Below are 11,272 nucleotides of genomic sequence, written 5' to 3' on the forward strand. Positions count from 1 at the left end.
AAAAACACCTCCGAATAATGTCACAATACTTATCTCAAGTATTGCCATTTTGGAGGTGTTTTATATTGTCTCGCTATTTTAGGTTAGTCCAATTTCCTGTCCTTTTGCTAGCTTTTTTTCTATATAAAAGAAAAAAGGAGTTGTTGAAATGACAATAGGATTTGATTGTGCGACAAAATTAACGGAGAAAATGGCGAGGGATTTAAAGGGGGCAGGCTTTGAATATGCCGCGCGATATTTGGGATCAAGTTGGAAGTCATTTGATAAAAAGGAGGCAGAGATTATTCAAAAAGCAGGAATCAAGCTAATTAGCATTTTTCAAAAAAGTGCCAATAAACTTTCCTATTTTACCGAAAAGCAAGGAATCACAGATGGAAAAGACGCAGAAAAATGGGCTAAAGCAGTCGATCAACCAGAAGGAACGGCAATCTATTTTGCCGTTGATTGTGATATAACGGGTAAGCAAATGGCAAATATCCAAACCTATTTATCAGCCGTGAAAAAGCAATTGCCGTCCTATAAGGTAGGGATTTATGGTTCCTATGCGGTGATGTATGCGATGAAGAACGATGCCGATTATTTTTGGCAAACCTATGCGTGGTCCCGCGGGGAAGTAGCACCATTTATTCACATGTATCAGCACGAGAATAATATTATCATCGAAGGGGTCAATATCGATCGAAATCGAATTATGCAAAGTCCAGGACATTGGGGAGCGGCGGAAGCTGTGCAGACCAGTAAGTATACTGTTCAACAGGAAACGGGCGCTTTTCTGACAGCTGCTGATGCCAAATCTGGGAAAAATAAAAAAGGGACCGTCAAGCCGGGAACCTATGCAATTTTTAATACCTCCCAAGGAATGATAAATGTTACGAAAGTGGAGGGCAAGCCGGGATCTTGGATCAATCCCCATCATGAAACGATTCATATTGTGTCAAGTGGGGAAACGTTAACGAAAATTGCGAAAACCTATAGCACCACCATTCAAGCGATTCAAGCAAAGAATCCGCAGATTAAGAATATTAACCTTATCTATGTGGGCCAGGTAATAAAAATATAATTTGACTAGACAAATTATGATATTAATAAAGGGTTTTCAAGAGAGGATAGCGAATGAATAAATGAGGTGAATAAAAAGATGAAATCATTTGAGAAAGAAGTTCGATGGGGAATTATTGGCTGTGGAGACGTAACAGAGGTTAAAAGCGGACCAGGGTTTCAGCTCGCTGAAAATTCTAAGCTAGTCGCTGTAATGAGGCGGAATGGCGAATTGGCAAAAGATTATGCAGAGCGTCATCATGTTCCTAAATGGTATGACGATGCAAAAGCTTTGATTAATGATCCAGAGGTTGATGCTGTTTATATCGCTACCCCTCCAGGTTTTCATAAAGAATACACGATTCTTGCAGCTAAAGCAGGCAAACCAGTGTATGTAGAAAAACCAATGGCAAGAAATTATCAGGAATGTCAAGACATGATTGAAGCATGTAAACAAGCAGAGGTACCTTTATTTGTAGCCTATTATCGACGAGCACTTCCTCGTTTTTTGAAAATAAAAGAAATCATCGACAGCGGCGTATTAGGGGATATTCGATTTGTGCGAACAATCCAATATCAGCCAGCGTTAAAAGATGATCAAGCATGGAGAGTGCAGCCCGAGCTTGCTGGCGGCGGCCTTTTCCTTGATTTAGCAAGTCATACATTAGATATTCTTGATTTTCTGTTTGGTCCCATTAAAGAAGCAAAAGGATTCGCATCCAATCAAAATGGCAGCTACCAAGCGGAAGATATCGTAACCGGCACCTATCTATTTGAGTCAGGCGTTCACGGGACAGGCACTTGGTGTTTCAGTGCCCATGACCATATCGACGAAAACGAAATCGTCGGCAGCAAAGGCAAACTTACTTTCGCAACCTTTGGCAACGGCCCAATTACCTTCACGACTCCAGAATCAAAAGAAGAGTGGGTAATCGAAAATCCTCGCCACATCCAACAGCATCTGATTCAATTGATGGTGGATGAATTAACAGGAAAAGGAACTAGCCCAAGCACAGGTGTTAGTGGAGCAAGAACGAATTGGGTAATGGACCAGCTGATAAAAGGGTATTATCAATAATAAAACGGGGAGAGAAACATTTCTTTTGGGGAGTGTTTCTTTTTTTGTGGGAGGAAGTGTGAAAGTGTATGGGGGAAGAACTGCTGAAGTTATTAGAGGAATTTGAAAACCAGATTAAGATGGGATTTTGTTTTGATGGACCGGTTTGAGGAGGAGCTGTCTCTGAGCCCAAAAGTAAAAAAAAGCAGAGGAGAAGGTAACAGAGAAGCCGTCTCTGAGCCCAAAAGCAAGGAAAAGCAGAGGAAAAGGTAACAGAGAAGCCGTCTCTGAGCCCAAAAGCAAGAAAAAGCAAAGGAAAAGGTAACAGAGGAGCCGTCTCTGAGCCCAAAAGCAAGAAAAAGCAGAGGAAAAGGTAACAGAGAAGCCGTCTCTGAGCCCAAAAGCAAGAAAAAGCAGAGGAAAAGGTAACAGAGAAGCCGTCTCTGTGCCCGAGAGAAAGAAAGATGGAAACAGAGATTATAGAAGAAATGAACCCCACATTCCCCATCCCACCAAAAAAATCCCAGAGCAACTACTATGCTCTGGGATGGAAACACTGCCTTTATTAACTATCTTTAGAACTGCTTGTGGCTCTACGTATAAACAGGGAAAGAACTAAGGCGACGCTGGCAATAATGGTTGCGACGAGAAAGGCGTCGTTTATTCCGCTGATGGTAGATGCTTGTGCTGCTTTTCCGTAGATGGTGGAGATGGCAAGTGTTTGACCTGCTCCTACTGGAAGTCCAGTTAGGCTTGCTAACCCTTGACCCAACTGTGCAAACTTTTCTGCGATAAACGGATTGGCAGAAGAGATGATGTTGTTATAGTTATCTAAATGAAATGCTGTACGATTTGTCATGACGGTGATTAAGAAAGCAGTTCCGATACTTCCGGCAACGGTTCTTGCTGTATTGGATACAGCTGTACCGTAGCTTGTTAAGTTTAAGGGAAGCTGATTCATTCCTTCTGTCATAACGGTCATCATAATAAAGGACATTCCAAACATCCGGAAAATATAGAGCATCATCAAATGTGAATAAGATGTCTGCATGGTTAATTGGGTGAATCCCCATGTCGTTAAAACAGTGATAATTAAACCGATGACTGCAAGTGGTCTTGCACCAAAGCGGTCAAATAGCTTTCCGGCAATTGGAGACATGATTCCCATGATGATGGCACCTGGTAACATTAATAATCCAGAATCCAATGCGGTAAAGCCACGAATATTTTGTAAGTATATAGGCAGAAGCAGCATTGCTGCAAACATGGCCATATTTACAATCATGCTTATTAAGGTTGTTAAAGTAAAGATACTATATTTGAATACACGCAAATCAATCATAGGTGCTTCCGTTGTAAGTTCTCTCCATACGAATAGGCATAAGAAAATAACACCAATCACAAGGGAAAGAACAACTACTTTACTATCCCAGCCGTTGTTCCCAGCCTCACTGAATCCGTATAGCAAGGATCCTAGGCCAACAGTACAAGTAATAAAGCCGATGGTATCAAAGACTGGATTCGAAACTTTAGTGACATCCTTCATCCAAATAATGGCAATAATTAAATCGAGAATGCCGATAGGGATAACTAGCTCGAATAATACTCTCCAAGAGTAATGGCCGATTAACCAGCCAGATAAAGTCGGACCGATGGCAGGGGCGAAAATCATTACAACACCCATAATGCCCATCGCTGTTCCGCGTTTTTCTGGTGGGAAAATGATTAAGAAAACGGTCATCAACAGTGGCATTAATAAGCCTGCTCCTGCTGCTTGGATGATGCGTCCTATTAAGAGCATGGAAAAACCAACAGAGGTTGCACACACAACCGAACCAATGGTAAAAGCAGAAATCGCTCCAATAAGTAATTTCCTTGTTCCAAATTTATTTATCAAAAATGGAGTGATTGGGATAAACACACCATTTGTTAGCATATATCCAGTGGATAGCCATTGGACGGTGCTTGTAGATACATTTAAATCATTCATAATATGTGGAATGGCCACATTTAATAAGGTCTGGTTAAGAATCGCCACAAATGCGCCAAGCATCAGGGCAACAATTACTTTGCCGCGGTTTATTTCTTCGCCAGTGTCAAGTGGTTTATAAGGAGCTTTCTCCTTATTCGCTTCCTTCGTTTGTGAGAGTTCCTCTTCCTCTTTCGACTCTACTGAAGCTTTCTCATGGAACTCAACAGAGGATTCAGCAGCACTTTCATTCTCCCGTTTCTCTTCAATCAACTCTATTTGTTCCTCATGAGTTTCTCCCACATCCGCTTCCTTAGACGCTTCTACAGGTTTAGCTAGATCCGATTTTTCAAGGGATGGCTGAATGTCATTATTCCTCTTTGCATCATCTAGGACGTTTTCTGGTTTCGCCACTATTTTCTTTTTTCGTAAAAAAAGATTGATGATTAGGAGCAGGAGGATGCTTACGATAATATAGCTTGTGATGTAAGTGGTCATATCCATCACCTACTTATGAATTCTTACGGAAACGTTCATACCTGGAATTAGTTTTAGGCCGCCGTAATTATCGATGGAGATGGTTACGGGTATGACTTGTGTTTCTTTTGTGTAGTTTCCTGAGCTGTTGTTGCTTGGCAGTAGGGAGAAGGTGCCTGCTGTTGCAAGTCCTAGGCTGTCTACTTTACCTGTTAGAACTGTATCTGGATAGGAGTCTACGTATAAGTCTACTTCTTGGCCGACTTTTACTTTATTGATGTCTGTTTCGTCGATGTTTGCTGTAACCCAAAGATTATCTAAATCATAGCTTTTTGCTAGGGATGTTCCTGCTGCAATATAAGTATTTGGTACGGCGCTTGATTGAACGATGGTGCTATTTTCTGGAACGGTAATATCCATATCAGTTGTGCCTGATTCTGTTACAACTTCTACAGTACCAATTTTTTGGTTTTTATTAAAAGAAGTACCTGTTTCGCCTTTCCATTCTGTTAGTTTCCCTGTAGCTGGTGATGCGATGCTAATTTGTTGTCCGGCGATTTGGGCATTGTCTGTTTTAATATAGGAGATTGATTGGTCGTAGAAGTAATAACCGGCAAATCCTCCTCCTACTAAAACGATTAAAAGGATAATATTTAATAAAATCATGCGTTTACTATTCATAGTTGTTCCTCCTCAATTTCACTTAAAATGGCTAATATTTTCCCATTTAGTTCTAGTATTTTGTTTATTTCTTCTTCAGGAAGCTCCATCACTTCTTTAACTTTTTTTGATAGAGTAGATGTTCCAGCAAAGTATTGTTTCATAATGCTGTGTCCTTCTTCCGTTAGTTGGATATTTACCGCTCGACGATTGTCTTCAGGAATGGTTCGTTCAATTAATTGTCGTTGGGATAGTCGATCGATAATTCCGCTAACGGTGCTTTTCGTTAAAGAGAGCTTTGTCGCTAGTTCTCCGATTCCGATATCAGGTTGGAAGTAGATTCTGTACAGTGTTTTAAGCTGTACGGCTGTTAAGTCCAATTTGTTCGCATCTAGCTGGACAAGGTGGTTATAGGCTTTATGAATCCGGGAATAAGAGCGAATTAATTCGTTATTTAACGACCCGTTCATCTGAAAATTCTCCCTTTCTATTGTTTTTATTAAAACTGTTCGTATACGAACTATTGGATTGTCGCATATATTTTTACTTTAGTCAATTGTTTTCTTAAGAGGAGTTATTTGGGTTGGCTTTCGTTATATAGGCTATAGCATTTTGTACCAAAAGGCGGTCGAACGATTTAACGCTGGAAAAATATTTTCGCTATCTTAGTTTCTTCTATTCTTAAATGGATTATCCTTGTCTTCGATTAAAGATAGAAAGGCATCAACTACAATTGGATCGAATTGTTTTCCTTTGTTACATTTTATTTCTTCTAGGATGTGGTCTAATTGGAGTTCCTGTCGATAGACGCGCTGGGATGACATTGCGTCAAAGCTGTCGGCAACTGCAACAATCCGAGCAACTAATGGAATCTCTTCTCCTTTTAACCCTTTTGGATATCCCTTCCCATCAAATCGTTCATGGTGATGGAGGACAATATCGAGTATGCCATTATTCTTATATTGCTTCACATGTTTAATAATTTCGTATCCCTTTATTGGATGCGATTTAATTAATTCATATTCTTCCTTGGTTAAATTTCCGGGCTTTGTTAATATGCTTTCTGGTATGCCAATTTTTCCAATATCATGAAGCAGGCCTCCGATATGAATGACATGGCATAAAGAAGGGGGTAAATTCATTTCTTCTGCAATTTCCATGGCATATTTTGCTACATTTTTAGAATGATGCATCGTATAGGAATCTCTAGAATCTAACGCATTGGAAAGCACCTTTGTTAACGCTAAGTTATCTTCAAGCACTCTTTGAACTCTAGACATAAGGCCAACCGAAATAAGGCTGATTAGTAAATAGGTCAATAAATAGGTAATAAAGGTAGACATAGTGAGTGATTGATCTTTGATGAAAAAAAATCTACAGGAAACTACCAAGAAAGTAAGTAAGAAAATTACCCAAATGGGACTTTGATAAAAGCCGATTCCTAGAAAAATGGAACATAGAATATAGAAGATAAAATAGTTTTCGTGATTTTCAAAAATACAGAGATTCAATATGATACTAATAAATAAAAGAATAAAGAAAAAATATCGGAAATAAGTAGCATTATTCCATATTCGATGATACATAAAGTACCCCCAGTGTTCATCTAGTTACTATTAATCGAAAGAAGTTTCTAATAATTGAAGTCTGCCCCATTCTTTTTATTTAATGAGCGATGAGTAAGTGAAATATTTTCTAGTAAATAGTTCATACTAAAAAAATGAAATAATCCCTGAGGTGATCAGATGAATGACCAACAACGATCTTTTTTTGATCGATTAGTTTCTATACAAGAGAATTATACAAAAGAGGCAATAGAGTATTGGAGTAAGTATTCCGGTTTGGATACATGGCAGTTTTGGGTGGGAGTGCTGATGTTAGTCATTCCACTAATCGTCTTATTTTTTACTATTGACAGAAAGCGTATATTCATAATTGGTTTCTTTGGTTTTGCTGTGCATATGTTATTTTCCTATGTAGATGCAACGGGTATTCGCTTTGGTTTATGGGCCTACCCGTATCAGTTTCTGCCATTCTTACCAAGCTTCTCACTAGATGGGGCGATTATTCCAGTGGCTATTATGCTCGTATTTCAATGGACGTTAAAGCATAATAAAAACTTCTATCTTTATGCAACCATATTAGCAGTTATTTTTGGCTTTGGTTTTAAACCACTTTTGACAGCTATCGGGTTATTTGAACCCTATAAATGGATTAATTTCTTCTATATTTTTCTGATTTATTGGTTCCTCTATATTGGTGGGTATCTAATAACAAGATTATTTATGAAGTTGCAGGAAAAAAGAACGGACAAGCCAATATAGACAGGAGTTATTTTATGTTCTTTCTTATCTTGATGGTAATTTTATTTAATACAATTGCTTATTTTATTCCTAAACGCTTAACAGCTATTGAATTGTTGACAACGACATTGTTTGCCACATTTCTTCAACTAGTAACTGATACCTTTCTCGATTTGAAATATGATTTATATGGTTATTTTAGAATAGGGGTAGATTGGGAAAGTTTGATTTATATTGGGGGAATCTATCCGGCGATTAACGTCATCTTTCTAAATTACTTTCCGTATAAAAGTGGTCTTCATAAAAAGATAGTCTATATTTTCACTTGGGGAGTCATTGCAATGGTATACGAAACCCTCTTTATTTAAACAGGAACCTTTTATTTGAATGGCTGGAAGCAATTTTACTCCATTTTTACCTATCCAGTTCTATATGTTTTTTTGATGCTTTTTCACAAATTAACAGTGAGAATGATTGAAAGAAGTAGACGGGAAAGAAGTGATTAATTACCCTAGTATTTGGTATAATGAATGGAAAATGGATAGTAGGGTGATTTTTGATGACAATTATCATTTTTATTTTGGCTGGTATAGCTGAAATCGGTGGGGGCTATCTCATTTGGCAATGGCTTCGAGAGGGCAAGCCTTATTATTGGGGGATATTTGGCGGAATATCTCTTGTTTTATATGGTATTATTGCAACCTTTCAATCGTTTATGTCGTTTGGAAGAGTATATGCTGCATATGGAGGTATCTTTATCATCCTCTCTGTTTTATGGGGATGGGGGATTGATCGAAAAACACCTGATTTGTATGACTGGATAGGTGCAGGTATTTGCCTAATAGGAGTAGGTGTGATGCTGTTTGCACCGAGACAATAAAATCAAAAAAGACAATTCCGTCTATCGAGTGAATGGAGAGGGAATTGTCCTATCATAAATGGAATTTGAAAGCTTACTTCTGAGAATCATTCGCAAAAACGGATTCTAATTCTTTCATTAGTATTTCGGCGCCTTCTTTACTTAACACAATCTTTCCGTTGCCAATGGTGATATTATCAGGTGAGACTTCCCCAGTAATCGCACACTCCTCAAAGGCTTTATACTTCTGGAAGACGATTTTTTCCCCTTCTACGAAAATCTCTAATGGATCTTTAATTTCAATTCCCAATGTTCTTCTCAATTCTCTTGGAATAACAATACGACCTAATTCATCCACTTTCCGAACAATTCCAGTACTTTTCATCCCTTATCCCTCCGATACATTTTTTAATATATATACTATATTTTAACATATTGGTTAAGTATTGAAAGAATAATGTTTTGAAGTGAAGATAATTTAATGAAAGAGATGAAGCATATCAGTAGAATTTGTTATCTAGTATCGTCTATACTTTTAAAGAGAGGAAATCTTTTCTAATTTATAGAAGGAGGATATCAATCATGCATACAACAATTCCACAAATAACGCTAAATGATGGCCTTGTGATTCCAGCCATTGGATTTGGTACATATGATTTGCGAGGCGCGTCTGGTGTTCAAGCGATGACGTCAGCAATTGATATGGGCTATCGCTTACTCGACTCTGCATTTAATTACGAAAATGAAGGAGCAGTCGGTGAAGCCGTTCGCCGCAGTGCTGTTAGCAGAGATCAATTATTCCTTACATCCAAACTTCCAGGAAGACACCATCAATACGACAAAGCCATCTATACTATCCAAGAATCACTCTACCGCACAAAACTAGATTATTACGATTTATTCCTAATTCACTGGCCAAATCCCAAAACAGATTTATACGTAGAAGCCTGGCAAGCGTTAATTGACGCCAAAAAATGGGGACTCATTCGCTCCATCGGTGTCTGCAACTTCTTACCAGAGCATCTCGATCGCTTGAAAAAAGAAACCGGCGTATTGCCGAGCATAAATCAAGTAGAACTACATCCATTTTTTTCACAAAAAGAGCAACTAGCCTATGACAAAGAGAACGGAATCGTAACCGAATCATGGAGCCCACTCGGCCGAGCAAATAATGTCCTAGAAAACGAAACGATTCAACAAATAGCAAAAGCACACGGCAAAACAATATCCCAAGTCATCCTAAGATGGCATACCCAACTAGGAGCCTTGCCAATTCCAAAATCAAGCTCCCCACAAAGACAAAAAGAAAACCTAGAAATATTCGATTTTCAATTAACAGAAGAACAAATGCAGCAAATTTCTGGGCTAACGCGCGAAGACGGGCGGATTGCGGATCAAGATCCAGCTGTTTATGAGGAGTTTTGAGGTTAGAATCCCTTATTGTGTTGAGCGATAAGGGATTTTTTTGTTGGTTGGAGTGGGGTGGAGATGGTCGGAAATGTGGATATATAATCGAAAGCAGTGGAAATGGTCCAAAAAACAAATATATGATTCAAAGCAAAGCAGATATAATCCAAAAAACAAATATATGATTCAAAGCAAAGCAGATATGATCCAAAAAACAAATATATGATTCAAAGCAAAGCAGATATGATCCAAAAAAACAAATATATGATTCAAAGCAAAGCAGATATGATTCAAAAAACAAATATATGATCCAAAGCAAAGCAGATATGATCCAAAAAACAAATATATGATCCAAACCACATTCCGCCACATTATCAAAAAGGATTTTCAAGCAATCAAGTAGAATAACTAATCTAGAAAAAAAGAAAGGAAGTGGAAAATTGTTCTTAAATGAAATTTGCAAGAGTGATAGACTGAGATCAACAGAGGTGCTAGTAGGAAGGTTAAAAGAAACTTATAAACTTAGACCGAATGTAATGGAAGATTTAAGGAAACTTTTAGCTGGTTATCGCGGCGAGAAAGAAATGAAGTATTATCTGCAATTTTTGCCGGAAAAAGAGTGTCTTATCATTCATAATCTCCGCCTTTATGATGGAAAAACATATTTTCAGATAGACTATCTCATTCTCAACCAGCGGTTTTGCCTCATTGTTGAATGCAAAAATTATTACGGAGAGGTTTACTTTGATGCTAAGTTTAATCAAATGATTCGCAAAGTTGATGAAAAGGAAGAGGGATTTTCTGATCCTATATCCCAAGCCAAAAGGCATCAGCACCAATTGCAAACATACTTCAAGCTGCACAACTTCCCACCAATTCCCATCGATTTCTTAGTCATTTTCAGCAAGCCATCAACCATCATAAAAGGAAATCCCGCAATTAAAGACAAAGTCATACACAGCCACAGCTTTTTAGAAAAATGGGAATTACTCTCTGTAAAATATAAAATGATTGCGATTGATTGGAAGATTCTCCGCAAAATATCCAAAAACCTCTTAAAAAATAACACTCCCGAAACCTTAAATTTATTAAAACAGTATGGAATTCAACCAAATGATCTAATTACAGGAGTGCAATGCCCAGCATGCGCGAAATTTGCAATGATTCGCCAAAAACGGAAATGGTGCTGTCCTCATTGTGAGACATATGATGCAGCTGCCCATCAAAAGGCGGTAATGGATTACTTTTTATTGATAAAATCCACCATTACAAATAAGGAGTTTCGTGAATTCTCCCAGCTTACCTCACGTGGAATCGCCTCCAAAATGCTAGTAAAGATGAATTTACCAAGTAAAGGAGAAAATAAAGGCAGAGTTTATTACAAACCATGATTTTTCAAGAAGAGAATGGAGTGAAGATTTGTGAAAAAATGCGGATATGATCCAAAAATTAAATAAATAATCCAAAGGTGAACAGATATGATCCAAAATAGAAATATATTG

At 38.1% G+C, this 11,272-nt stretch carries 12 protein-coding genes; 7 read left to right on the forward strand and 5 right to left on the reverse strand.

Annotation, left to right across the window (positions count from 1 at the left end):
• Positions 1–148: 148 nt before the first annotated feature.
• Both ACTNDN_RS16575 and ACTNDN_RS16580 read left to right on the forward strand, forming a co-directional pair.
• Entirely contained in the window at positions 149–1,060 is a 912-nt protein-coding gene (locus ACTNDN_RS16575; RefSeq protein WP_048717698.1) for a glycoside hydrolase domain-containing protein, read from the forward strand.
• Between the two features lie 78 nt (positions 1,061–1,138).
• The gene (locus tag ACTNDN_RS16580; protein ID WP_235252504.1) at positions 1,139–2,116 is read left to right on the forward strand and encodes a Gfo/Idh/MocA family protein; all 978 of its coding nucleotides are present in this window, start codon (positions 1,139–1,141) and stop codon (positions 2,114–2,116) included.
• Positions 2,117–2,660: 544 nt separating this feature from the next.
• On the opposite strand, the gene ACTNDN_RS16585 is transcribed toward ACTNDN_RS16580, so the two are convergent.
• The 4 genes from ACTNDN_RS16585 to ACTNDN_RS16600 all read right to left on the reverse strand — a co-directional run bounded on the left by ACTNDN_RS16585 (position 2,661) and on the right by ACTNDN_RS16600 (position 6,787).
• Positions 2,661–4,562, reverse strand: a complete 1,902-nt coding sequence (locus ACTNDN_RS16585) for a DHA2 family efflux MFS transporter permease subunit (RefSeq protein WP_441131569.1) — start codon at positions 4,560–4,562, stop codon at positions 2,661–2,663.
• A 9-nt stretch (positions 4,563–4,571) separates the two neighbouring features.
• Complete coding sequence (locus ACTNDN_RS16590) at positions 4,572–5,222, reverse strand: HlyD family secretion protein (protein ID WP_031536156.1); 651 nt, start codon at positions 5,220–5,222, stop codon at positions 4,572–4,574.
• Positions 5,219–5,671, reverse strand: a complete 453-nt coding sequence (locus tag ACTNDN_RS16595) for a MarR family winged helix-turn-helix transcriptional regulator (protein ID WP_031536157.1) — start codon at positions 5,669–5,671, stop codon at positions 5,219–5,221. Before ACTNDN_RS16595 ends, ACTNDN_RS16590 begins: the two co-directional genes overlap by 4 nt.
• Positions 5,672–5,866: 195 nt before the next feature.
• On the reverse strand, positions 5,867–6,787 hold the full coding sequence (locus tag ACTNDN_RS16600) for an HD-GYP domain-containing protein (RefSeq protein WP_441131570.1): 921 nt from the start codon (positions 6,785–6,787) through the stop codon (positions 5,867–5,869).
• A gap of 159 nt (positions 6,788–6,946) precedes the next feature.
• On the opposite strand from ACTNDN_RS16600, the gene ACTNDN_RS16605 reads away from it, so the two are divergent.
• The 3 genes from ACTNDN_RS16605 to ACTNDN_RS16615 all read left to right on the forward strand — a co-directional run bounded on the left by ACTNDN_RS16605 (position 6,947) and on the right by ACTNDN_RS16615 (position 8,384).
• A complete protein-coding gene (locus ACTNDN_RS16605) occupies positions 6,947–7,525 on the forward strand; it encodes a CBO0543 family protein (RefSeq protein WP_048718529.1) in 579 nt (192 codons plus the stop codon).
• Between the two features lie 14 nt (positions 7,526–7,539).
• Positions 7,540–7,872, forward strand: coding sequence for a CBO0543 family protein (locus ACTNDN_RS16610; protein WP_251629182.1), 333 nt, complete (start codon positions 7,540–7,542; stop codon positions 7,870–7,872).
• A 191-nt stretch (positions 7,873–8,063) separates the two neighbouring features.
• A complete protein-coding gene (locus tag ACTNDN_RS16615; RefSeq protein ID WP_235252681.1) occupies positions 8,064–8,384 on the forward strand; it encodes a YnfA family protein in 321 nt (106 codons plus the stop codon).
• A gap of 73 nt (positions 8,385–8,457) precedes the next feature.
• Here ACTNDN_RS16615 and ACTNDN_RS16620 read toward each other — a convergent pair whose 3' ends face one another.
• The gene (locus ACTNDN_RS16620; RefSeq protein ID WP_031536161.1) at positions 8,458–8,748 is read right to left on the reverse strand and encodes an AbrB/MazE/SpoVT family DNA-binding domain-containing protein; all 291 of its coding nucleotides are present in this window, start codon (positions 8,746–8,748) and stop codon (positions 8,458–8,460) included.
• A 197-nt stretch (positions 8,749–8,945) separates the two neighbouring features.
• Here ACTNDN_RS16620 and ACTNDN_RS16625 point away from each other — a divergent pair, with 197 nt between their 5' ends.
• Together ACTNDN_RS16625 and ACTNDN_RS16630 are read left to right on the forward strand one after the other, a co-directional pair.
• Positions 8,946–9,788, forward strand: a complete 843-nt coding sequence (locus tag ACTNDN_RS16625; RefSeq protein ID WP_031536162.1) for an aldo/keto reductase — start codon at positions 8,946–8,948, stop codon at positions 9,786–9,788.
• A 422-nt stretch (positions 9,789–10,210) separates the two neighbouring features.
• Positions 10,211–11,161: a nuclease-related domain-containing protein gene (locus ACTNDN_RS16630; protein WP_048717868.1), complete on the forward strand. Its 951-nt coding sequence runs from the start codon at positions 10,211–10,213 to the stop codon at positions 11,159–11,161.
• Positions 11,162–11,272 lie beyond the last annotated feature (111 nt).

The organism is Niallia sp. HCP3S3_B10 (assembly GCF_052064465.1).
Lineage (GTDB): Bacteria > Bacillota > Bacilli > Bacillales > Cytobacillaceae > Niallia > Niallia hominis.